Consider the following 23,762-nt stretch of genomic DNA (forward strand, 5'->3'; position numbering starts at 1 on the left):
TAGGCCAGCAGGAATGACCGGTTTCCTCTGGCAATTCGGTATCTTCGTCTGAACCGACGTCCCATTCGGCAGGGAACGCTGTGTTCCGCCCGCCATGCTGTCGGCATTCTACAATTTATGCAAGGCGGCGTGGCCTGATGCGCGTTGAGGAGATTCTCGCCCAGCTGGTGGCATTCCCGACTGTTGTCGGCATGCCGAACCATGCCATTGTTGACTGGATCGCCGACTATTGCCGTTCTTACGGCGCCTCCGTTTCGGTTCTCATCGGACCCGAAGGCGATCGGTCCAATCTGCTCGCGACTATCGGCCCGGCTCGAGGCAAGGGCTATGTCCTCTCCGGCCATATGGATGTGGTTCCGGCGCGGGAAGATGGCTGGACGAGCGACCCATTTGCGCTGCGCCGTGATGGAAGCAAGCTGTTCGGCCGCGGAACCAGCGACATGAAGGGGTTTCTGGCCTGCGCGCTGGCGGCCCTGCCCAAGCTCGCCGGGCAGGATTTGCAGAACCCGATCCATCTCGCATTTTCCTATGACGAGGAGGCTGGCTGCAGGGGTGTGCCACACCTCCTCGCGGCGTTGCCCGGCCTATGCGATGCGCCGCTGGGTGCCATCATCGGTGAACCGAGCCGTATGCAGGCGGTGCGCGCCCACAAGGGCAAGGCCGCCGCGCGTCTGGAGGTAACTGGCCGGTCAGGTCACTCCTCGCGTCCGGATCTGGGGCTAAATGCCATCCATGCCATGGCGGGCATCGTTGCGCAGATCATTGAATACAGCGGTGAGCTAGAAGGCGGGCCTGTGGACCCCGATTTCGAGCCGCCTTGCTCGACCGTACAGATAGGCGTGATCCAGGGCGGGCAATCGGTCAACATCATTCCTGATCGTTGCATCGCCGAGATCGAGCTGCGCGCCATACCCGGTGCCAGTCCGACGGCCCTTCTCGAGCCCGTGAAGAATGCGCTCCTTGCGCTCCGCGACAGCGGCTATGAGGTTGCCTGGCATGAGTTGACCACTTATCCGGGCCTGTCGCTTTCCAGGGACAGCGCCCTGGCGTCGCTGCTGTCGGAGCTGACGGACAAGCCAGTGCTGCCGGCTGTCAGCTACGGCACCGAGGCGGGGCTTTACCAGCAGGCCGGTATCGAAGCGATCATCTGCGGTCCCGGCGACATTGGGCGTGCCCACAAGCCCGACGAATACATCGAAACAGCCGAACTCGCCGCCTGCCAGGCCCTGATCGAGGATCTTGGCGCCAAGCTGGCCGCGTAGCGCAAAAGAGGGGTCTCGATGACATTCCTGTTCAACTCGGATGCCGCCCGCGCTGCGGTCTTTCGTGAGGTGTTCGCGCGCGAATTGCCGGATCTGCCGTTCGTCATGCCTTCCGACGCGATCGATGCGGAAGCGGTACGGTACCTCATCACCTGGACTGTGCCCGCGGTCCTTTCGCGCTACCGCAACCTCGAGATGCTGTTCTCGATCGGCGCCGGCGTCGACCAGTTCGACTGGGACGGCCTTCCTGAGGGCGTCAAGCTCGTACGCATGGTCGAAGAGGGCATCATCCGCATGATGGAGGAATACGTTGCGCTCGGCGTGCTGGCGCTGCATCGGCAATTGCCTACCTACCGGACGCAGCAGCAGAACGGGATCTGGAAGCCCCTCCCGGCGTATCAGGCCAGCCAGCGTCGCTTGGGCTTCCTGGGCCTGGGCGTGTTGGCCAAGGCGGCCATCGAACGCCTCAAACCCTTCGGCTTCCCGATTGCCGGGTGGAGCCGCGGCCCCAAGCAGATCGAAGGGATCGAGTGCTTTGATGGCGCGGCCGCGTTGCCCGCCTTTCTCGCCCAGACGGACATCCTGATTTGTCTCTTGCCGCTGACGCGGGAGACGCGCGGCCTCCTCAATGCCGATCTCTTCGCCGCCCTGCCGCGGGGAGCGCAATTGCTACATGTGGGTCGAGGGCCTCAGCTCGACCAGCAGGCGCTGCTCGCGGCGCTGAATTCGGGGCAGATTTCGGCGGCCATGCTCGATGTGACCGACCCGGAACCGTTGCCGTCCGATCACCCTTTCTGGTCGCACCCACAGGTGCTGATCACGCCCCATATTGCCTCGGTCACGCAGCCGCTCAGTGCGGCGCGGGCCGTGGTGGACAACATCCGGCGTCACCGCGCCGGGGAGGAACCGATCGGCCTGGTCGATCGCGCACTTGGCTATTAGCAAGGAAGGCCACTATGTCCCTTATCAAGACCATCGAGCACAATCCCGACTTCGAACCCGTCCAGTCCAAGCCCGAAGCGGATCGCCTGATCTCCGGCGATCCGGCCTTCAAGTCCTGGCCGCAGGATGCCGACAAGGGCGACAAGGTGCGCACCGGGGTGTGGGAAGCCACGCCCGGCGTGACGCATTCGCGCAAGGGGACGATGTATGAGTTCTGCCACATCCTCTCGGGCGTGATCGAAATCGAGGAGCAGGGCGGCGAGACCCGCACCTATCGCGCCGGCGATAGCTTCGTGATGAAGCCCGGCTTTGTGGGTGTCTGGCGGACCATCGAAACGGTCCGCAAGATCTTCGTCTGCGTCTACGAATAGGTTCAGTTGGGCGCGTCCGGCGGCCTTTACCTGCTGCCGGACCCTGCAGTGCTTTGGCGGCGGGGGTCAGGCCGTGAAGATACTGTCCAGAGGCACGTGGGATTTCACTATCGGGGACTTCAGGACCACGAAGGTGAAGTACTTGTCGATCCCGATATCGAGCTCGATCAGCCGCTCGATGATTGCTTGGTATTCGCTGATCCCGGCCGTGACGAATTTCACCAGGTAGTCGTATCCCCCCGAGACCAGGTGACACTCGACGACCGCATCGATCTTTTCGATCGTCGTCAGGAACCGCGAAAAGTCGATGGGACGGTGATTGCGCAGGGTGATTTCCGTGAACACCGTCAAGGTCTGTCCCAGCTTGGCCACGTCGATCTGCGCGCTGTAGCCGGTGATGAAACCTTCCGACTGCAGCTTCTTGACCCGCATCAGGCATGGGCTGGGCGACAGGTTGACCAGTTCGGCCAGCTCGACATTGGAGATCCGTCCATTCTTCTGGAGTTCCGCCAGAATCCTGATGTCGATCCTATCGAGCTTCATAACAGTATCCATTCCAAGAACGCGACGCGGCGCATCATGCACAGTTGGTCATGCATCGGCGTGGCCGTCCAGTATATCGTCTCGCGGCGGAATGTTTCCACCCTGAGGATCCACTGCCGCTCACAAAGGCTCCACACTCGCATCCTATAGCCGGTCCTATTAGCGCCCATGCCAATTCACGACTTCCAGGGTGACCGCTAGAACTCGGCGACCTTGCCCCAGGCCGCTGTTTTCAGGCGCTCAGGGCGGAATTGGGCTGGATCGACGATGGGGGCCTTTCCGGTGATGATGTCGGCAATCAGGTGCCCGGCACCGGGTCCGATGGCAAAGCCATGGCCACTGAAGCCAGCCGCAAGGATGAAGCCGGGAATGCTCTCGACCTCGCCGATTACCGGAATACCATCGGGCGTACTGTCAATATAACCGGCCCAGGAATCGGTAATGGAGAGGTTTCGAATCTCCGGGATCAGTTCGCAGGCACGCTCGTAGGTCAGGCGTATCTGTGCCATGTCCGGCCCTGGGTCGAGGATACGGTTTTGCTCCATCGGCGTAATGTCGTCGAGCGACCATTTCTTCAAGGTTTCGTGTCCCTGTCGCCATCCCTCCAGCCCTCCGGGGGAGAGACTACGCCAGCGGCGGGCAAACATGGGCAAGAATTCCCGTCCAAACCGGAACTGCTGAGGCGTCGGGTCTACGCGCGCGCGACCGCTTATGGCCAGCGTGTAGCCGCCATTGCCCCGCCGCGTGATGGCAACATCAGGCGCGGCAAGGGCAGGGGGCATGGCCGAGAGGCCTGGCGCGACCGCCAGGATAGAGGAGCGTACGGAGGCTTGCGGAAACCGGATGCCCAGTTGGTGACAGAAGGACGAGGCCCAGGCCCCACCCGCCATAACCACGGTCCTGGTCTTGATCGTGCCTTTTTCAGTCACCACCCCGCTGACCCGGCCCGCACTGAGCTCGATGCCGCGGGCGGCACAGAACTGATGCACCGTACCGCCTGCGGCCATGATGCCGCGTGCCGCAACCGGCACCGCACGCGAGGGATCGGCTGTTCCGTCGGTGGGCGAGAAGACGCCGCCTTTCCACTTGCGCCCGGTGGCCTTGCCTCGCTCACTGGCCTCCTGAGCGCTGAGCATATGTGTGGTGACCCCGGCGGTGCGCGCGAAGTCTCGCCACTTTGCCCATCCGGCCAACTGGCTTTCATCATCGGAAAGGTAAAGTAGGCCACAACGCCGGAAGCCGGTATCTTCGCCGGTCTCCTTGGCGACATTCTCCCACAATTGGAGGCTCTTGGTAGCCATTGGCAGCTCGCGGGCATCGCGGTTCTGCTGACGGCACCAGCCCCAGTTTCGGCTCGACTGCTCGGCGGCGACGCGCCCCTTTTCGAGCAGGGCAACTCGTACGCCCCGGCGCGACAGGTAATAGGCGGTGAACACGCCCACGACGCCGCCACCGATGACGACGGCGTCGGCCTCCCCGGGCAAATCGGCACTGGATTCGATGTGAAGCAGGGGCGCGGGCATGAAGAACTCCTTTGTTCCATACATTCTAGCGCGCCGTCTTTTGCCGCGTGCCATGGCTGATCGGCACTCTGCGGAATCTTTTGCGGCCAAGGAGCTACCGCGCAGCAGGATGTGCTGTCCGAGTGAAGGGGATGAAAGAGTCTCCGGAACATCGGCACCCGGCGCGCGCGGTTTATACCCACTGGCGGCGGTGCAGGACGAATCGCTGTCTGGCTCGGCAGATTTAGCATGTCGTGCTGCCTGACGACGCACTTTCGGAGAATCTGCGGGGGCTGTGGGGAGGACACTGTCTAAACTTCGAGGCGTCCACCTGACGAGGATTGGGGGTCTTGCAAAAGACGGCAACAGGTCGGCGTCGCTCGCAGGAGCCAGGGACCGAACCGGAGTTAGGGAACAATGTCTTGGAGCCCCCCGATGGACGATGCGACTATGTTTCCCAGCCCGGCCTTGGGCATGAGCCGACGGCGCGCCGGGCCGCAATTTGATCCCAGTACGCGGCGGGAGAACAGCACCATGACCGTGACCACCGAGACGGCATCGCCCCAGGACCTGGCGCTTTCCGTGCACGATCTCACGATAAGCCTTCCTCCCGGAATGGAGCGGCCCTACGCCGTCGAAGGTGTCTCGTTCCAGCTCGAACGCGGAAAGATACTCTGCATCATCGGCGAGTCCGGCTCAGGCAAGTCGGTTACGGCCAATGCCTTGATGGGCTTTCTGCCCAATCCGATTAAGATCACATCCGGGACGATCCATCTCGAAGGCATGGGCATCGTGGGGATGCCGGCCGAACAACTGCGCAGCGTGCGCGGGCGGGTGGTCTCGATGATCTTTCAGGACCCGCTATCGGCATTGAACCCCCTGATGACGGTGGGTGAGCAGATCACCGAGGTGCTGCTGGCACATGGCGTCGGTACCAAGCAGTCTCGGCGCGCCCGTGCCGTCGAGCTGCTCACCGAGGTCGGTCTGCCCGACCCGCAACTCATGTATCACCAATATCCATTCCGGCTGTCCGGCGGCCAGCGCCAGCGCGTCATGATCGCCATGGCCCTGGCTTTGGAGCCGGCCATCCTCATTGCCGATGAGCCGACCACGGCTCTAGACGTGACTACCCAGGCGCAGATCCTCAAGCTCATTCGGGACATCCAGCGCCGCAAAGGGATGAGCGTGATGTTCATCACCCATGACTTCGGCGTGGTGGCCGAAATCGCTGACGACGTCGTGGTCATGGAAAAGGGCAAGATCGTCGAGCAGGGTGATGCCGATCAGGTGCTGAAATCTCCCAGCCACCCCTATACGCGCCGCCTGTTGGCGGCAGTTCCCCACCTCACGGGCGAGGATCGCTCGCGCACTGAAAAGGCCACGGCACCGGTTCTCAAGGTGGAGAACCTGGTCAAGACCTATCGCAGCGGCGGCGTGCTTTTCGGCAAGAAGCGCGTCGTGCCGGCGGTGAACGATATTTCGTTTGAGGTCGCACCGGGCCGCACGCTCGGCGTGGTGGGCGAAAGCGGTTCGGGAAAGACCTCGCTGGGCCGCCTGCTGATCAAGCTGCTCGACAGCGATAGCGGTAAAATTTTGTTCGAAGGCCGAGACATCGCCGGGCTGCGGGAGCCTGAATTCCGCGCCTTGCGCCCAAGCATCCAGATGATCTTCCAGGATCCGTTCGCTTCTCTCAATCCACGCTCGACCATCGGCCATATCCTGACCGTGGGGCCGGTGGCACATGGAACGCCCTATAGCCGGGCTCGCGATGAGGCTAAGGCCCTCCTGGCCCATGTCGGCCTCGATGCTGGTGCCTTCGACCGCTACCCGCATGAGTTTTCCGGTGGCCAACGCCAGCGCATCGGCATCGCCAGGGCGCTGATGTTCAAGCCCAAGCTATTGATCGCCGACGAGGCAGTCTCGGCGCTGGATGTGTCCATCCAGGCGCAGATCCTCCAACTGCTGGATCAGATCCAGCGGGAAACCGGCGTATCGATGCTGTTCATCACCCACGACCTGCGCGTCGCCAGCCAGATCTGCGACGAGATCGTGGTGATGCAGAAGGGACGGATCGTCGAATACGGGCCGCCGTCCCAGATATTCCTATCGCCGCAGTCGGCTTACACCCGTGAGCTGGTGGCGGCGATCCCGGGGGAGCGTCCGGACCTGGCTGTGCCGGACGTGCTCGACAGCTCAGCCGTGGCGGGAACGCCGAAAGGGAGAAAATCATGACCAAGATCACGACGAAAGCTGCGAGTTATTCGCGGCGCGATGCGATGCGACTGCTTGCCGCCGGCGGCGTCCTGGGCCTCACCGCCCCGCATTTGCTGGGCAAGCCCGCCTTTGCCCAGACACCGCCCAGCGCCCCCACAGGTCGCGTCATTGTTGGCCTGTCGCAGGAGCCAACTGTCTTCCACCCGTTGATGGCCAAGATTGAGGTCGATGACGGTGTGCACTTCTCGATCTTCGATGCACTGTTCCGCATTACCCCCGAGGGCGTCATTGTCCCCAATCTGGCCACTGAAGTGCCCAGCCTCGAAAATGGCGGCATTTCCGAAGACGGCCTCAACTGGCGCGTTCGCCTGCGCGACGACGTCAAATGGCATGACGGCACCCCGTTTACGGCCGAAGACGTCAAGTTCACCCTCGAACTGATCGTGAACCCGGACTTCCGGGCCTGGCGCACGACCGGCCACTCGCAGGTGCGCGACCTTACCGTCGTGTCTCCCACTGAGATCACCTGGCGCATGGAAGAGCCCTTTGCGCCCTACATGTCCTTCCTGACCGAGACTTTCATCGTGCCCAAGCACGTGCTGGAAGGCGAGGCCGATCCCAATGCCACCGCTTTTGCCCAGGCGCCGATCGGCACCGGTGCCTTCAAGTGGGGGCAGCGCGTCCCGGGCGATCACCTCGAGCTGGTGGCCAATCCGGACTATTTCGGCGAGGGGCCCTATATCGAACAGCTGGTATTCAAGTACATCCCAGATCTCACGGTCTTCTACAGCCAGTTTGAGAGCGGCGATGTGGACTTGACCGGTCAGGTGTATATCACGCCCGACCGATACCAGGATGCCCTCAAGCTGCCGGATCGGACCATCACGATGGTTCCCAAGTCCTCGTTTGAGTCCTTCTACCTCAATCTGGGCCGCCCCCAGTTTCAGGATCTGGCAGTGCGCCAGGCTCTGTTCGCCGCCATCGACCGCAAGGCCATTATCGAAAGCCTCTATTACAACGTGCCGACGCCGACCGAGACCTTCATGCCGCGGCAGTCGTACTACTACAATCCGAACCTGCCGGTGCAGGAGTACAACCTCGAACGCGCCGCGCAGATCCTTGATGAAGCCGGCTGGCTGCCGGGTGCGGATGGCGTGCGCGCCAAGGACGGCGTCCGTCTGGCGTTCACCAACTCGACCACTTCGGGCGATCCGCTCCGCGAGCAGGTCCAGCAGTTCCTGCAGCAGACCTTCGGCAGCATCGGCATCGAGATGGCGATCGAGAACCTGCCGTCGGCGGTCATGTGGGGTGACTTCTGGCAGCAATCCCAGTTCGACTCGGTCATCGTGGGTAGCACCTGGGTGATCGGCGCCGATCCGGACGTGACGAACCGTCTCCATTCCGGTTCCTCCAATGCCAAGGGCGGTCGCGGTTCCAACAACGCCCAATATGCCAATGCCGAGGTGGATGCGTTGCTGGAGGAGGGTGCCCGGACCTACGACCCCGAAGCCCGCCGCGAAATCTACTTCCGCGTGCAGGAACTGGTCCGCAATGACCTGCCCTACCTGCCGCTTTTCCAGAATGTGTCGATCGTAGGACAGAAGAGCGGCATTGCCGGCTTTGTGTCCAACGCCAATACGCGCACTGAATCCTGGAACGCCGCTGCCTGGTACTGGCAGGCCTGATCCGGTAGCCGCCGCCCGGCTGGTTCGGGTGGCGGCAACCGCTTTTCGCAAATTTACGGAGGAGACAATGCGCAGCTTCCTGATCAATCGCCTTTCGCAAAGCCTCGTGCTGCTCGTGATCGTCTCCATCATCGGCTTTGGTGTTCTCAACCTTATACCCGGTGGACCACTTGCCCAATATGGTCTCGATCCCGGTATGACTCAGGACGATATGGCCCGGCTCACTGAGCAGCTCGGGTTGAACCGGCCGATCTGGGTGCAGTATTTCGAGTGGGCTGGTGGTCTGCTGCAGGGCGACTGGGGCCATTCCTTCCGCGATGGTGCGCCAGTTCTTAACGTGATCGGCCGCCATATCGTGGCAACGCTGCTGCTGATGGGCAGCTCGACCGCTGTGGCCATCGCCATTGGCACCTGGATTGGCATTCGCGGCGCCACCCACCGCTATTCGGTATTCGACTACACGGCGACGATCGGGGCCATGGTGGCCCTGTCCATTCCGACCTTTTGGTTCGGCCTCATAGGCATCTACGTGTTCTCGCTCAGGCTGAGCTGGTTCCCGGCTGGCAACATGTACACGATCGGCGATGGTTCAGTTCTCGACGTGCTGCACCACCTCGTCATGCCGTCCATCGTGCTGGCCCTGGTTCATATCGCTATCTGGAGCCGCTATATGCGCTCGGCGACGCTCGAGGCCATCAATCAGGACTTCGTCAAGACCGCCCGCGCCAAGGGTCTGAGCGAGCGCCGCGTGCTGATCAAGCACGTCGTCGGCAATGCGCTCCTGCCCATGATTACCCTGGCCGGGATGCAGCTCCCGAGTGTGCTGACCGGCGCCCTCGTGACTGAAACCGTCTTCACCTGGCCGGGCATGGGGCGCCTGTTCCTCGATAGCCTGGGTTACAGCGACTACCCCGTGGTGATGGGCCTGCTGATGTTCTCGGCTATTCTCGTCATTCTGGGCAACCTGATCGCCGACTTCATCATCGCGATCGTCGACCCGCGCATCCGTCTGGCGTGACCACCCCAAGAGGAGACAGCGACATGACTGCCATTGCTCAATATCAAGGCTCTACCCGCTGGTGGCACAGCCGCGCGGCTCGTAAGTTTATGAGGCATAACCTGGCTCTCCTGGGCGTTGCCATGATCGTCGCGCTGACGCTGGCCTGTATCGTGGCGCCCTACCTGCTGCCCTATGACTCGCTCTATATTGATCTCAGAGCCCGCTTCGCGCCGCCAATGACCGGAGGTCACATCCTCGGTGCCGATCCGCTGGGCCGTGATGTGGCGGCGCGCCTATTCGAGGCAGGCCGGATTTCACTTCTGGTCGGTTTTTCGGCTATGCTGCTGTCGACCTTTGTCGGGACCATCGTGGGCGTGATTTCCGGCTATCGCGGGGGCTGGCTGGGGGCTGCGCTGATGCGGCTGGTTGATGGCTTTCTTGCCTTCCCGTCGATCTTCCTGTTGCTGGCCCTGGCGGCAGCGCTCAAGCCCAGCCCCATCATGGTCACGGTCATCATTGCCATCACCAGCTGGATGGAGGTGGCCCGCATAGTGGACGCGGAAGTGCGCTCGCTGAGGGAGCGCGAATTTGTCCAGGCCGGCCGCATGCTTGGCCTGAGCGGGGCGCACATCATGTTCCGCGAGATCCTGCCCAATGCCATGGGCCCGATCATTGTCGCCGCGACCCTGACGGTTGCCCGTGCCATCCTGCTCGAAGCCTATATCAGCTTCCTCGGCTATGGCATTCAGCCGCCGTTGCCCAGCTGGGGCAACATGCTCCACGGTGCCCAGCAATATCTGGGGAGCGCGCCCTGGCTGGCGATTGTTCCGGGCGTGGCCATCACGATCGCTGTCACCAGCTTCAACTTCATCGGCGACGGACTACGCGACGCGCTCGACGTGAGGGACGGGCATTCCTGACTTGATTGGCAGGCACGACCTGCCCATCGCAATTGGCCCAAGCACAAGGCACCTGGACCTGCGGTCCCGACAATCGCAAGACGACGAGATACCATGCGCTGCATCTCCACCCGCGGGCACCAAAACCGAGAGACCTTTTGTCAGGTCCTCGTCGAGGGACTGGCGCCGGATGGGGGTCTCTACATGCCCGAGACCTATCCCCAGGTGAATGCGGAGACATTGGCGCGCTGGCGCGAGCTCAGCTATGCCGAGCTGGCCTTTGAAATCGTCTCGCTCTACGCCGACGACATTCCCGCTGCCGATCTCATGGCGATTTGCGCCCGAACCTATACACTCGAAGTGTTCGGGTCCGAGGCCATTGTCCCGGTGCGTGCCCTGTCGTCCGGCTTGCACATCGCCGGGCTCTCGAACGGCCCGACCCTGGCCTTCAAGGACATGGCAATGCAGTTGCTCGGCAACCTGCTCGAGTATGAGCTGGGCTGCCGGGGTGAGGAGCTTAACATCGTCGGCGCCACAAGCGGCGATACCGGCAGTGCTGCCGAATATGCGATGCGCGGCAAGAAGGGTATCCGCGTCTTCATGATGTCGCCGCATGGGCGCATGAGCGCGTTCCAGCAGGCGCAGATGTTCAGCCTCCACGACGACAACATCCACAATATTGCCGTCGAGGGCGTCTTCGACGACTGCCAAGATATCGTCAAGGCCATTGCCGGAGACGCTGCGTTCAAGCGGAACCATCGCGTGGGCGCGGTCAATTCGATCAACTGGGCCCGGCTGGTGGCACAGGTCGTCTATTACTTCTGGTCCTATTTCCGGGTTGCCCCTGACAATGGCACTTCGGTGGACTTCACCGTGCCGTCGGGCAATTTCGGCAATGTCTGCGCCGGTCATGTGGCGCGCATGATGGGCCTGCCGATTTCCCGCCTCGTGGTGGCCACCAACGAGAATGACGTTCTGGACGAATTCTTCCGCACCGGGCTTTATCGCGTGCGCGGCCGCGACGACACGTTCGAGACCTCGAGCCCGTCCATGGACATCTCAAAGGCTTCCAATCTCGAGCGCTTCCTGTTCGACCTGCTTGGCCGCGATGCTGACCGGACCCGCATGCTGATGACCGACCGGCTCAGCCAGTATGGCTCGTTCGATTTGGGCGGCGATTCGGTCTTCGCCCAAGCCGCGGAACGGTACGGCTTCCGGAGTGGGCGTAGCACGCATGCCGATCGCCTGGCGACCATTCGGGAGTGCTGGGAGCGCTACGATGCGCTGATCGACCCGCATACTGCAGATGCCGTCAAGGTAGCAAAGGCGCATGCCGTGCCTCAAACGCCGATGATCGTTCTCGAAACGGCGTTGCCCATCAAATTCGCCGAGACTATCCGGGAGGCTGTCGGCCAGGAGCCACCGCGCCCCGCCCGGTTCGACGGGCTCGAGCACTTGCCCAAGCGGTTCAAGGTGCTTCCCGCTGACACGGCCGCCGTGCGAGCCTATGTCGCCCAGGCCTTGAAGGCAGAAGCCTGCTGATCGCAACCGCCGGCATCGGAGCCAACCCATGGCCGTCTACATAGCGTTTGCTGAAAGCAAGGCGCGGCGAAACAAAACGTCCTGCTCAATGCGCGTGATCCCGCGCATTTCGAGCGCCTCTTGCGCACTGTTCGGAAAGAGGGATTGATGCGTGCCCATGTGCACCAGAACACATCGGAAGTGAGAAGAGCATGAGCCGGACACTGGATAGCCACTTGCGTGGACTCTTGTCCCAGATCGAGCAGGATGGCCTCTACAAGCAAGAGCGCGTCATTCACTCGACCCAGTCTGCTCAGATCGAAGTCGGCGACCGCCGCGTGCTGAATTTCTGCGCCAACAATTATCTGGGCCTGGCCGATTCGGAGGATTTGCGCGAGGCGGCCAAGGCGGCGCTGGATCGCTATGGCTATGGCATGGCTTCGGTGCGATTCATCTGCGGCACCCAGGAGGAGCACAAGCAGCTCGAAGCGCGGCTGTCGCGCTTTCTCGGGATGGAGGACACCATCCTCTATTCGTCCTGCTTCGATGCCAATGGCGGCCTGTTTGAGACCTTGCTGGGCGAGGAGGACGCGGTCATTTCCGACGCGCTCAACCATGCCTCAATCATCGATGGCATCAGGCTCTCCAAGGCCAGGCGTTACCGCTATGCCAACAATGACATGGCCGAGCTCGAGGCGCGGCTCAAGGAGGCCTCGGATGCGCGCTTCCGCCTGATCGCGACCGACGGCGTTTTCTCGATGGATGGGGTGATCGCCAACCTACAGGGCATTTGCGATCTCGCGGACAAGTACGACGCCATGGTGATGGTGGACGACAGTCACGCCGTCGGCTTCATCGGCGAGCATGGCCGCGGTACGCCGGAGTATTGCGGCGTGGAAGGCCGCGTGGACATTATCACCGGCACGCTCGGCAAAGCCCTCGGTGGTGCCTCGGGCGGCTATACCGCCGCCAGCGGCGCTGTGGTCGAATGGCTGCGCCAGCGCTCGCGCCCCTACCTCTTTTCCAACACGCTGATGCCGGCGATTGCCGGGGCGACTCTCAGAGTGCTGGACCTGATCGAAGAGGGTGGCGGTTTGCGGCGCACGCTGCAGGACAATGCCGCCCGGTTCCGCGCGGGCATGGAGAAGCTGGGTTTCACCTTGGCCGGTGCTGACCACCCGATCATCCCGGTGATGATCGGCGACGCCGCGCTGGCCTCGCAGATGGCCGACAGGCTGCTCGATCGCGGCATCTATGTCATCGGCTTCTCGTTCCCGGTGGTCCCCAAGGGCCAGGCCCGCATCCGAACACAGATGTCGGCCGCCCACTCGGCCGATGACATTGATCGGGCCATTGCGGCCTTTGGCGACGTCGGTCGCGAACTCGGAGTGATTTCCTGATGTCGAACATGATGCGCGCACTGGTCAAGGCCAAGGCCGAACCCGGCATCTGGATGGAGCGGGTTCCGGTGCCCGAGATCGGGCCGAATGACGTGCTGATCAAGGTCAAGAAGAGCGCGATCTGTGGCACGGATGTCCACATCTACAACTGGGACCAGTGGGCGCAAAAGACCGTGCCGGTGCCGCTGGTGACGGGCCATGAATTCGTCGGCGAGATCGCCGATGTCGGCAGCGCCGTCACCGAATACCGCGTCGGCCAGCGCGTTTCGGGCGAGGGCCATATCGTGTGCGGCCACTGCCGCAATTGCCGCGCGGGCAGGGGGCATCTGTGCCGCAATACGCTGGGCGTCGGCGTGCACCGGCCCGGCTCGTTCGCCGAGTTCCTGTCGCTGCCACAGCACAATGTCGTGCCCATACCGGACAGCATCCCGGACGAAGTAGCAGCTATCTTCGATCCCCTCGGCAATGCCGTCCACACTGCCCTGTCCTTCGACCTGATCGGCGAAGACGTGCTGGTGACGGGAGCCGGACCGATTGGCATCATGGGAGCTCTGGTGGCGCTGGCGGTTGGCGCGCGAAAGGTCGTCATCACCGACATTAATCCCACCCGGCTTGAGCTAGCGCGCAAGCTCGGCATCCACCATGTGGTCGATGCCTCGCGAGAAAAGCTCTCCGAGGTGATGCAGCAGGTGGGCATGACCGAGGGCTTTGACGTGGGGCTGGAAATGTCCGGCTCCGCGCCGGCCTTCCAGGACATGATCGATGTCATGAACAATGGCGGCAAGATCGCCATCCTCGGCATTGCACCGACGGGTTTCGAGATCGACTGGAACAAGGTCATCTTCAAGATGCTGACGCTCAAGGGCATCTATGGGCGCGAAATGTTCGAGACCTGGTACAAGATGATCGCCCTGGTGCAGGGACCGCTGGACGTGACGGGCCTCATCACCCACCGCATAGGTATTGACGACTACCAATCCGGCTTCGACGCCATGCGCAATGGCCAGGCCGCGAAGGTGGTTATGGACTGGTAGGCCACGGCCTGCCGGTCGGCTTGGGAAGCGCTCGCAATCAAAGATCTGCAGGGTCGAGGGAACTGCCGCAGCAGTTCCCTCGGCTTGGCGTTTTCAGCCCTGCTATGTCTTGGCGCGAATGAGTGCATCGGCCATGAACAGGTCCTGGAGGGATATCCCGGAACTGTCGAAGACGGTGGTCTCTTCTTCGCTGCGGCGTCCGGGGGCCCGTCCCTCTATGACGTCGCCGATCTGCGTGACCTTCAAGGTGCCCGCTTCGATCGCCCGGCGGGCATGCTGGAAATCACCGATTTCGACGGACTGGGACCGCAGGTCGCAGAACAGCCTAGCGCGCGGATAGAGCTCGGTGGGCAATTCATGCTTGCCGGGACCATCCGACCCCATGCTGACGACATGCGTACCGGGGCGAACCCAGCTGGCCTCGAACAGCGGTTCGCGCGAGGGGGTGGCGGTGACGACAATATCGGCGGCGCGCACCGCCGCTTCGGCGGACGCCGCGCGGGCGTTGAGGCCGCTTCGGGCAACCTGCTCGACAAAGGCGTCGAGACGCTCGGACGGACGGGAGACGACCAGCACCTCCTCGATCGGACGGACCCTCGCCAGGGCGGCAATCTCGTAGCCGGCCTGATTACCGGCACCGAAGACCGCGAGGGTTCTGGCATCCTTGCGCGCAAGCAGATCGGCGGCAACGGCATCGGCGGCTGCGGTTCGGTAGGCATTGACCTTGCCTGCCTCGATGACGGCGCGGAGGCGGCCGGTGCGCTGGTCGAGCAGCACGATGGTCGAATTGTGCCGCGGCAGCCCGATAGCGGGATTGCCGGACCAGAAGGAGCCGACCTTTACGCCGGTCAATTCGGCGGACCAGCCCGACTTTATCGAGAACCTGTTGGTCGAGTCCTTGGAATGACCGAGAACGGCCGGAAAGACGCCGCTCTGGTCTGAGGCCGCGGCTACCAGAGCCCGACGCGCTGCCTCGAACGCCAGTTCGTGCGTCACCATTGCGGCGGACTCTTCTTCGCTCACATAGATCATCCGATGTCTCCAATTGGGGCTGGAACGCCACAAGCCAAGGGTAGGGGGTAGGCTGCATCATTGCCCGGACCACCACCGCCAATTGTGTCGATTGACCGGCAAAAACGAATGATCCCGCCGACTTGGCCACGAGAAACGGCATGGGTGTCTGGCCAAGCAGTGTCACTTTGTCTGCGACTTCAACAGAAGCCGGACTTTATTGCACCCATGGCAACCCAGAGCGCGAGAGAGACTTCAGTCGACGCGATCGAGCTGAAACCATTCGATGCCGAGTGCGTATCCAGTGGCCTGAGACTGTCACAAGAAATGGGCTGGCCCTACCGCTTGGAGGACTGGGCGTTTGCCGCCCAGCTCGGCCACGGACTTGTGCTCGAGCGTGCGGGCGAAGTGATCGGTACGGCCATGTCGTGGCGCTACGGCGAAGACTATGCCTCGGTCGGCATGATCATCGTCACGGCGTCGGCGCAGGGCGGCGGCAATGGCTCCCGGCTCTTCGATGGCCTGCTTGCGACGCTGGAAGGCCGCAACATTCTGCTCAATTCAACCGACGAGGGGCTGACGCTCTACCAGCGGCGCGGATTTGTGCCCTGGGGTCGCGTACATCAGCACCAAGGCGTACCAGCGACATCCTTCCGGCGTCGCGAAGGAGACGGTATTCGGCCGGCCAACGCCGCCGATCTGCCGGCAGTCCAAGCTTTCGACCAGCGCGCCACGGGGCTCGCCCGTTCATCCATGGTGGCCGCCCTGTGCGGGGCGGGAAATACTCTAGTGCTGGAGCGCGCCGGTCGCCTTGTGGGCTATGCAATCGCTCGCAGGTTCGGGCGCGGCTACGTCATCGGTCCCTGTGCGGCTGAAAGTGCGGACGACGCGCGGTGCCTGATCGAGGCTCACCTCGTCATGCTCCAGGGCGAATTTGTGCGCCTGGACGTCTATGCAAAGGATGGACTTAGCGGCTGGCTGGAACAGATCGGCCTGAAACAGGTCGGTCAGGCCATCGCCATGGTCAAGGGGCGGCTGCCAGAACCCGACGTCCCCGCCACCATGTTCGCCCTTGCAAACCAATCTTTCGGCTAGTGATGAGGACCGTGCAAGCCATGCAAACCGCAGTAAAGTTGAATCCGTCGTCGCAAACGGTCCACGATATCGTTACCCCATCTCTGCTGCTCGATCGCGGCAAGCTCACCCGCAATATCTCCAGGCTGGCTGATCACGCCCGGCAGCTGGGTGTGGTGCTGCGCCCGCATATGAAGACCGCCAAGAGCATCGATGTAGCACGCCTTGTCTTTCCAGATGGTCCTGGACCCATCACCGTCTCGACTATTGCCGAGGCGGAGTACTTTGCGAGCCACGGCTATCGCGACATGACGTATGCGGTGGGACTGTCACCAGCATCCGCCCTGCGCGCCATGGAGATCTGCAAGCGCACCGGTGCCGATATCAAGCTGCTACTGGACACGGTAGAACAGGCTGATGCCTTGGCCGAGGTGCGCGAGGCGACCGGTGTTATTCCCTCGGTGTTGATCGAACTGGACGTTGACGATCATCGCGGTGGTCTCAAGCCGGATGATCCGACCGTGATCGAGGTGGCCGAACGTGTCGTCGGGGCTGGCGCCAGGCTTGCCGGGGTGCTCGCCCATGCCGGGGAATCCTATGGTCTCAACTCGCCGGCAGCCTTGGTGGCCGCGGCGGAGAACGAACGGGTTGCAACGGTTCGCGCCGCCGAAATCCTGCGTTCGCATGGCCATGATTGCCCCATTGTCAGCCTCGGCTCCACGCCAACCGCACATTTTGCCCAGAACCTCGATGGCGTCACCGAGTTGCGCGCCGGTGTTTATATGTTCTTCGACCTCGTCCAGCACGGGGTCGGGGTCTGCAGCAAGGACGACATCGCCATTTCCGTGCTTGCCTCGGTGATCGGCGCCAAGCCCGAGAAGGGCTGGATCCTTGTGGATGCCGGATGGATGGCATTGTCGCGCGATCGCGGCACTGCGAGTCAGCTCGTGGACCAGGGCTATGGCATAGTCTGCGACGAACAAGGCCATGTGCTGGAGGATGTGATCGTCTCACAGGCCAGCCAGGAACACGGCATTATTTCTATCCGCCCCGGCTCGAACAGGGTCATGCCGGACCTGCCCATCGGTTCGCGGGTGCGCATCTTGCCCAACCATGCCTGCGCCATGGCCGCTCAGCACACCTTCTACAGCGTCGTCGAGGGCGAGGACGCCGGTATCGAGGCCCGTTGGGACCGCATTCGCGGCTGGTGAAGCTGCCGCCACGACAAGAGGCTCGAAGCAAGATGAAGATGACATCAGGCGGCGCGACATCCCCGCTCAGGCACCTCGCCGACAACGGCCACCTCGGCCGATTCTACATTGACGGCCAATGGGTTTCCCCCTGCGGGGCAGCCCTGGCCGATGTCGTCAATCCGGCTACCGAAGAGGTTGTCGTCCAGGTCCCGCTGGGGAACGAGCAGGATGTCGATATGGCCGTTGCGGCAGCGCGGCGGGCCTTCGATACCTGGAGCCAGACGACACCTGCCCAACGCGCCGCTCTTCTGGAGCGTCTGCAACAGCAGCTGGAAGCGAGCGCCGAACTCATTGCCCAATGCCTGACGCTCGAAATGGGTGCCGCGATCAGCTATGCCCGCAGCGCCCAGGTGCCGCTGGCCATCGCCCATGTCCGAACGGCACGCGAGGTCCTGACGAAATTCTCGTTCATCGAGAGACGCGGCCAGACTGCGATCGTCCGAGAGCCGATCGGCGTTTGCGCAATGATCACGCCATGGAACTGGCCGCTGTACCAGATCACGGCCAAGGTGGCCCCGGCGCTGGCGGCAGGATGCACCATTGTTCTCAAGCCCAGTGAATTGTCGCCGCTGAGCGCCTTACTGTTCGCCGAAGCAATCGAGGCTGCAGGGTTTCCTGCCGGTGTGTTCAATCTCGTGCATGGAGATGGTCCTGGAGTGGGTGGAGCGCTTGCTGCCCACCCAGATGTCGACATGATTTCGATCACCGGCTCGACCCGCGCCGGCATTGCAGTGGCCCAGGCCGCTGCCGTAACGGTCAAGCGCGTGGCTCAGGAATTGGGTGGGAAATCACCGAACGTGATCCTGCCCGATGCCGATCTTGCGCGTGCGGTACCTCTTGGTGTTGCCGCCAGTTTCCGCAATTTGGGGCAATCGTGCAGCGCTCCTACGCGCATGATTGTGCCGCGCGAGCGTCTGGCTGAAGTCGAGGCGTTCGCCGCAAAGGCCGCGGCGGAGATCGTTGTGGGCGACCCGCTGCTGGAGACGACGACGCATGGCGCCATCGCCAATCGTGCGCAGTTCGATCGTATCCAGGCCATGGTGGGCGACGCAATTGCCGAGGGCGCCAAGCTGCTGGTTGGCGGGCAGGGGCGGCCAGGGGGGCTCAATGTCGGCCTCTTCGTCAAGCCGACCATTTTCACCGACGTCCGCACTGACATGCGCATCGCTCAGGACGAAGTGTTCGGGCCGGTACTCTGTATCCTTCCCTATGACACGGTCGAGGAAGCTGTCACCATCGCCAACGACACGGTCTACGGCCTTGGAGCCCATGTACAGGGGCGGGATATGGAATTGGTACGGCACATTGCGTCGCAGATCCGATCCGGCCAGGTGCATCTCAACCACCCGGCCTGGGACTCCCATGCCCCCTTCGGTGGCTACAAGCAGTCCGGCAATGGCCGCGAATACGGCCTCGAAGGCATGATCGAATACCTCGAGATCAAGTCCATACTGGGGTATTATCCGGACGCGTGAGGCGCTTGAGCGCTTTCCTATCTCTATTGAGCCGCTTCCGGCATAGCTGCCGGAAGCTGCAATCTGTCAAAATCCAACGTTCTCGCGCTCGGCTTGGCACACAAGCGGCGGGTCCGCCTCGAGCGCGTCTTCAGGGGCGTCGGTGGTGCTGAACAGCACGCCATCATTCCGCAAAGTATTGACCGCATGGAGGGCCAATGCCGGCCTTTACGCCGGCGGTCATTTCGAGACCCATGACAGTATCGTCGCGGTCCTTGGCGTTGGTAGGGACGTCCGAACTCGACACTCCTGATTCCCAGGCCATAGGCGGGCCCCAGCCGACCCCCTCCGGCACAGCGGCATGCGTCCCCCGTGGCCGATCCGCTATGGGATGCCGGCGTGTTTTATCCCTTGATGCTGTCTGCCGCACCGGCCGGGTCGTCAGTCACTTGTGCTGGCAGAACACCCGGTTGCGCAGCGTCCCGATGCGGTCGATGGCTATTTCGATTTCATCGCCATCGGACAGGAAACGGCCCGTCTCCATGCCGCAGCCATTGCCCACGGTGCCCGAACCGATGACTTCGCCGGGGTAAAGCGTCTCGTCGCGCGAGATGTAGGAAATGATGTCGTCAAAGCCGTGCAGCATCTGTGAGAAGTCGCTCTCGAGGATGGTGTCGTCGTTGATGCGCGCGCTCACGCGAAGGGACCGGACATCGCCCAGTTCGTCGGGCGTGACGATCCAGGGACCCATGGCATTGCCCATGTCAAAACTCTTGCCCTTGGCCGGTCCGAGCATGCCTTGCATCTCGGCCCATTGCGTGTCGCGTGCCGAGAAGTCGTTGTAGATCGTATAGCCGAATATGTGGTCGGCGGCCTGTTCGACAGAAATGTCGCGACCCTTGCGGCCGATCACCGCCGCCAATTCGATCTCATAGTCCATGACCTGGGAGTATCGGGGCCAGCGTACGGTTTCCTCGGGCCCGATGACGCTGAAGCGATTGCTCAGGTAGTAGATGGGGCGCTCGCGATACACCGGCGGAACATCGGGTTCCGGCGCCAGTTCCGGCTCTGGCTGACCAGCCAGGCGCGCGGCCATGCGGCGCATGCCCACCGGCGCCTGGCGAATGTGATCGGGGAACACCGAGGCATCGCGGATCTGGGTTGGCACGGGAAGCGGCGCCAGAAGCCGGACAACGTCCAAAGGCACGAGTGCCGCATCGGGGTAACTACCCTGAACGAGGAGACTGCGCGCAAGGGCCAGGCTCTCGTCACCCGCCTCGATCAGGCTGAGCATCGAGCGGAAAGCGCCATTGTCGCGCCCCTGTGCGGCAGTGGCGAGATTGAGCAAGTGTTGCCCGCCGGGTGTCAGGGCACCGAGAGTCTGACGGCCTGCGTCGTTATAGGTTGCGAGCTTCATGCATTGTCCTGCGGTTTGATCATGGCGACGGGCCGGCACCAGCCGGCACTGGCGCCCTTGATGCTGACCGGGAAGCAGACGACGTCGAAGCCCGTCGAGGGCAGGCGTTCGAGGTCGGCCAGTTTTTCCAGATGGCAATAGGCCCTGACCATTCCAGCGCGGTGCCCCTCCCAGATCAGGCTCGCGTCCCCCGTCTCCGCTACCTTTGCGGCCGTGTAGGAGAAGGGTGCGTCCCAGCTCCAGGCGTCCGTCCCGGCAATCCTGACGCCCCGCTCGGTCAGGAACAGCGTCGCCTCGCGGCCTACCCCACAACCGGAATTGACATAGCCTGACGTGCCGTAGCGTGCGCCTGCAGCGGTATTGACGAGGACGATGTCACCGGGTTGGAGGTCATGTCCTATCCGAGCCAACTCGCTTTCGACGTCGTCGGGCTGCACGATATAGCCATCGGGAAAGTGACGGAAATCGAGTTTGACGCCGCGTCCCCAGCACCACTCAAGCGGGACCTCGTCGATCGTCATGGCGCGCTGGCCGCCATCCATGGTCGAATGGAAGTGGTAGGGCGCATCCAGATGCGTGCCGTTATGCGTGGAGAGGACCACCCGTTCGACCGCCCACCCTTCTCCGCCCGGCAAGTCCTGCTGACTGACCCCGGGGAAGAACGACAGCAATTGGCTGGCCGTCTGCGCATGGGAGAAATACTCGATGGAGGGTCCAAGTCCCGGCGGGTCGGCGAATGCGGTATTTTCCAGCGGGCGCGAGAGGTCGATCAGCTTCATGCGGCATGGTCCGGTAGAGGGTAGCGGGAGTTGGGTTTTGCGGGCCGGACTGTTCATCGCCAGCGCACCAGCCTGGATTCGAGCCAGTCGATCGCAATGGCGCTGGCATAGCCAACCAGGCCGAGCAGGATGATCCCCGCGAAGAGGTCCGGCGACTTGAAGGCGCGTTGCGCGAGGAGGATATCGTACCCGATGCCTTCCCGGCTCCCCAGGATTTCACCGACCACGACCAGGATCAGTGACACGGTCAGGCCGACACGCATGCCGGCAATGATGTCGGGCAAGGCGCTGGGCAGAGCAATCTTGCGGATCATCGACCAGCGCGACAGTCCCAATACCTTTGAGACTTCGTAGAGGCGCGGCTCGACGGCAGAGAAGCCGTGGATGGTGCTGAGCAGGCAGGGCCAGAATGCGCCGAAGGCGATGACAGCCAGCACCATCTGCTCTGAATAGCCTAGCAATCCGATGAAGATCGGCACCAGCGCGGAGACGGGAAGCGGGCGCAGGAACTCAAGCGAAGGCGCGATGTAAATCCGGGCGCGCTGCGAGACACCGATCAGTGCGCCAAGGGCCACGCCAAGAAGCGAGGCAAGCGCCCAGCCGACAAAGACGCGGGCCGTCGTGGCGCCTAGCTTCGCAGGCATCGCGCCGCTGGAAAACCCCGCCACCAATGCATCCAACACCCGGGTTGGCGCCGGCAGAAAGATTGGCGAGGCCAGGCCAGTCGCCGATGCCAGCTGCCACAAACCGATCAGGCATGCCGTGAAGGCGAGGCTGGCGAAAAACCAGATGGCTCTCATCGCGCATCCCCCTGCAGGCCACCAAAGAGGTGGCGTTCGACGAGGATGAGGACCCTGTTGAAGCCCCAGCCCACAATGGCGATCCAGACCAGGAATGCAAATGCGGTTGCCGGGCGCAGCGCTTGCGACGACAGCATCATGCCGTAGCCAAGGCCGCGGGGGTTGGCGACGATTTCGACAGTGACCGAAACGATTAGCGCGATGGCCGCCGCCAGCCGGAAGGCAACGAAGATGCGTGGAATTGCGCCCGGGATGACGATGCGCGTCAGGCGGCGGAAAAACGACATGCGCAGAACCTTTGCCACCTCCATCAGCCTCGGTTCGGTTTCCCGCACGGCGGCCCGGCCCAGCACCAGGACTGGCCAGATCGTGGTGAAGGCAACGATGGCGATCTCCATCGTCAGACCGAAGCCGAAGACCAAAAGCGACAATGGGATCAGAGCCGTCGGCGGCATCGGCCGGAGCACTTCGACGGTCATCGAGGTGACCTTGTCGGCCGCCTCCGACAGGCCAAGCATCACGCCCGCCGCCAGGCCCAGAAGACCGCCGAGAGCAAGGCCTGCCATGGCGGCGCCCAGTGTCTCGAGCGTACGCACGAGGAACGTGCCATCGACGAGCATGCGGGCAAATTCCACCGCGATCTGATGGGGTGCGGCAAGGCTGAAGCTGTCGGCCGGTACAAACAGCAGGGCCATGACTTCGGCTAGGCCGACCACGGCCAGTGGCAATAGGAACGGGCGTAGGTCGACTGGCAGCGGCCGTGCGGCCCGAATCGGCTGCCGAAGGGGTGCTGCCTGGTTCATTTGCCCGTGCCGCCCTTGATGAAGCTGAACAGGTCATGCCGCAGTTCAAGAAAGGTCGGATGCTCACGCGTCGACAATTGGTCGCGCGGGTGCGGCAAGTCGATGGGGAAAGTCCTGGCGACCCGGCCCGGACTGGCGTTCAGCGCCACGACTCGGTTCCCTAGGTAGATGGCCTCCTCAAGGTCATGGGTGACGAAGAAGACCGTCATGCCGGTGCGTTCGGCCAGGGCCAGCACTTCGTCCTGCAGCAACTGCCGGGTGATGGCATCGAGCGCGCCGAACGGTTCGTCCATCAGCAGCACGCCTGGTTGCTGAGCCAGGCACCGGGCAATCTGCAGCCGTTGCTGCATTCCCCCCGACATTTCGCCGGGCCGCTTGTCGCCGTCCCTCTCGAGCCCCATAGTGGCCAGCAGCTCCGCGATACGCGCCGGCCACTGATCACGCGGCACATTCATCGCCTCGAGCGCCAGGGCGATATTGCCTGAGGCCGTGCGCCAGGGGAGCAGGGCCTTGCCATAGTCCTGGAAGACGACCGCCACATCCTGCCGGGGCGCGCGTACGGGTGTGCCGTCGAGCAGGATTTCGCCCGAACTTGGCGCAGCCAGGCCCGCCAGTAGCCGCAGCAGCGTTGTCTTGCCGCAGCCGGAGGGTCCGACGATGGCGACGAACTCCCCTCTGGCGATGTCTATATTGATGTCGTCCAGGATGTGTCGCCCGCCAATGGCAAGCGACACGTTGGAGAACTGGATGACGCGATCCATGGCAGTCTCCCTGGGACGATCCATCGCGAGCGCCATG

21 protein-coding genes are annotated in these 23,762 nt (G+C 62.8%); 13 read left to right on the top strand and 8 right to left on the bottom strand.

The genetic code is table 11. The features are described from left to right. The first annotated feature begins 137 nt into the window (after positions 1 to 137). From argE to QZ564_RS04735, 3 genes are read left to right on the top strand one after another with little or no spacing between them, the layout of a single operon-like run. Positions 138 to 1,262 carry an acetylornithine deacetylase gene (gene argE, locus QZ564_RS04725; protein ID WP_297105424.1) on the top strand — a complete coding sequence of 375 codons (1,125 nt, stop codon included), beginning with the start codon at positions 138 to 140 and terminating at the stop codon, positions 1,260 to 1,262. Positions 1,263 to 1,280: 18 nt separating this feature from the next. Next, positions 1,281 to 2,204: a glyoxylate/hydroxypyruvate reductase A gene (locus tag QZ564_RS04730; RefSeq protein WP_297105427.1), complete on the top strand. Its 924-nt coding sequence runs from the start codon at positions 1,281 to 1,283 to the stop codon at positions 2,202 to 2,204. Positions 2,205 to 2,218: 14 nt separating this feature from the next. Further along, entirely contained in the window at positions 2,219 to 2,575 is a 357-nt protein-coding gene (locus QZ564_RS04735; RefSeq protein ID WP_297105430.1) for a cupin domain-containing protein, read from the top strand. Positions 2,576 to 2,641: 66 nt separating this feature from the next. On the opposite strand, the gene QZ564_RS04740 is transcribed toward QZ564_RS04735, so the two are convergent. Together QZ564_RS04740 and QZ564_RS04745 are read right to left on the bottom strand one after the other, a co-directional pair. Next, positions 2,642 to 3,118, bottom strand: coding sequence for an Lrp/AsnC family transcriptional regulator (locus QZ564_RS04740; RefSeq protein ID WP_297105432.1), 477 nt, complete (start codon positions 3,116 to 3,118; stop codon positions 2,642 to 2,644). 197 nt (positions 3,119 to 3,315) lie between these two features. Next, positions 3,316 to 4,641, bottom strand: coding sequence for an FAD-binding oxidoreductase (locus QZ564_RS04745; RefSeq protein ID WP_297105435.1), 1,326 nt, complete (start codon positions 4,639 to 4,641; stop codon positions 3,316 to 3,318). A gap of 513 nt (positions 4,642 to 5,154) precedes the next feature. On the opposite strand from QZ564_RS04745, the gene QZ564_RS04750 reads away from it, so the two are divergent. From QZ564_RS04750 to tdh, 7 genes are all read left to right on the top strand, one after another. Then, complete coding sequence (locus tag QZ564_RS04750; RefSeq protein WP_297105550.1) at positions 5,155 to 6,852, top strand: ABC transporter ATP-binding protein; 1,698 nt, start codon at positions 5,155 to 5,157, stop codon at positions 6,850 to 6,852. Further along, positions 6,849 to 8,519 carry a peptide ABC transporter substrate-binding protein gene (locus QZ564_RS04755; RefSeq protein ID WP_297105438.1) on the top strand — a complete coding sequence of 557 codons (1,671 nt, stop codon included), beginning with the start codon at positions 6,849 to 6,851 and terminating at the stop codon, positions 8,517 to 8,519. The genes QZ564_RS04750 and QZ564_RS04755 overlap by 4 nt, the downstream gene beginning before the upstream one ends. Positions 8,520 to 8,586: 67 nt before the next feature. Further along, on the top strand, positions 8,587 to 9,537 hold the full coding sequence (locus QZ564_RS04760) for an ABC transporter permease (protein ID WP_297105452.1): 951 nt from the start codon (positions 8,587 to 8,589) through the stop codon (positions 9,535 to 9,537). A 23-nt stretch (positions 9,538 to 9,560) separates the two neighbouring features. Then, positions 9,561 to 10,439 (top strand): ABC transporter permease, encoded by an 879-nt coding sequence (locus QZ564_RS04765; RefSeq protein ID WP_297105461.1) that lies wholly within the window; start codon positions 9,561 to 9,563, stop codon positions 10,437 to 10,439. Positions 10,440 to 10,532: 93 nt separating this feature from the next. Beyond that, positions 10,533 to 11,960: a threonine synthase gene (gene thrC / locus QZ564_RS04770; RefSeq protein ID WP_297105464.1), complete on the top strand. Its 1,428-nt coding sequence runs from the start codon at positions 10,533 to 10,535 to the stop codon at positions 11,958 to 11,960. A gap of 191 nt (positions 11,961 to 12,151) precedes the next feature. Continuing rightward, entirely contained in the window at positions 12,152 to 13,339 is a 1,188-nt protein-coding gene (locus QZ564_RS04775) for a glycine C-acetyltransferase (RefSeq protein WP_297105467.1), read from the top strand. Beyond that, a complete protein-coding gene (gene tdh / locus QZ564_RS04780; protein ID WP_297105469.1) occupies positions 13,339 to 14,373 on the top strand; it encodes an L-threonine 3-dehydrogenase in 1,035 nt (344 codons plus the stop codon). The genes QZ564_RS04775 and tdh overlap by 1 nt, the downstream gene beginning before the upstream one ends. A gap of 102 nt (positions 14,374 to 14,475) precedes the next feature. Here tdh and QZ564_RS04785 read toward each other — a convergent pair whose 3' ends face one another. After that, a complete protein-coding gene (locus QZ564_RS04785; RefSeq protein WP_297105472.1) occupies positions 14,476 to 15,405 on the bottom strand; it encodes an ornithine cyclodeaminase family protein in 930 nt (309 codons plus the stop codon). A gap of 207 nt (positions 15,406 to 15,612) precedes the next feature. Here QZ564_RS04785 and QZ564_RS04790 point away from each other — a divergent pair, with 207 nt between their 5' ends. The 3 genes from QZ564_RS04790 to QZ564_RS04800 are packed head-to-tail and all read left to right on the top strand — an operon-like array spanning position 15,613 to position 19,186. Continuing rightward, complete coding sequence (locus QZ564_RS04790) at positions 15,613 to 16,479, top strand: GNAT family N-acetyltransferase (protein ID WP_297105475.1); 867 nt, start codon at positions 15,613 to 15,615, stop codon at positions 16,477 to 16,479. A gap of 20 nt (positions 16,480 to 16,499) precedes the next feature. Further along, positions 16,500 to 17,669: an alanine racemase gene (locus QZ564_RS04795; protein ID WP_297105478.1), complete on the top strand. Its 1,170-nt coding sequence runs from the start codon at positions 16,500 to 16,502 to the stop codon at positions 17,667 to 17,669. A gap of 32 nt (positions 17,670 to 17,701) precedes the next feature. After that, on the top strand, positions 17,702 to 19,186 hold the full coding sequence (locus QZ564_RS04800; protein WP_297105481.1) for an aldehyde dehydrogenase family protein: 1,485 nt from the start codon (positions 17,702 to 17,704) through the stop codon (positions 19,184 to 19,186). 424 nt (positions 19,187 to 19,610) lie between these two features. On the opposite strand, the gene QZ564_RS04805 is transcribed toward QZ564_RS04800, so the two are convergent. Genes QZ564_RS04805 through QZ564_RS04825 form a run of 5 tightly spaced genes read right to left on the bottom strand, consistent with a single transcriptional unit; the run spans position 19,611 to position 23,761 of the window. Next, entirely contained in the window at positions 19,611 to 20,582 is a 972-nt protein-coding gene (locus QZ564_RS04805) for a fumarylacetoacetate hydrolase family protein (RefSeq protein WP_297105484.1), read from the bottom strand. After that, positions 20,579 to 21,361: a cyclase family protein gene (locus QZ564_RS04810; RefSeq protein WP_297105487.1), complete on the bottom strand. Its 783-nt coding sequence runs from the start codon at positions 21,359 to 21,361 to the stop codon at positions 20,579 to 20,581. The genes QZ564_RS04805 and QZ564_RS04810 overlap by 4 nt, the downstream gene beginning before the upstream one ends. Before the next feature lie 53 nt (positions 21,362 to 21,414). Then, a complete protein-coding gene (locus tag QZ564_RS04815; protein WP_297105490.1) occupies positions 21,415 to 22,161 on the bottom strand; it encodes an ABC transporter permease in 747 nt (248 codons plus the stop codon). Continuing rightward, positions 22,158 to 22,964, bottom strand: coding sequence for an ABC transporter permease subunit (locus tag QZ564_RS04820; RefSeq protein ID WP_297105496.1), 807 nt, complete (start codon positions 22,962 to 22,964; stop codon positions 22,158 to 22,160). The genes QZ564_RS04815 and QZ564_RS04820 overlap by 4 nt, the downstream gene beginning before the upstream one ends. Further along, positions 22,961 to 23,761, bottom strand: coding sequence for an ABC transporter ATP-binding protein (locus QZ564_RS04825; RefSeq protein WP_297105499.1), 801 nt, complete (start codon positions 23,759 to 23,761; stop codon positions 22,961 to 22,963). Before QZ564_RS04825 ends, QZ564_RS04820 begins: the two co-directional genes overlap by 4 nt. Position 23,762: the final 1 nt, after the last annotated feature.

The organism is uncultured Devosia sp. (assembly GCF_913055165.1).
GTDB lineage: Bacteria > Pseudomonadota > Alphaproteobacteria > Rhizobiales > Devosiaceae > Devosia.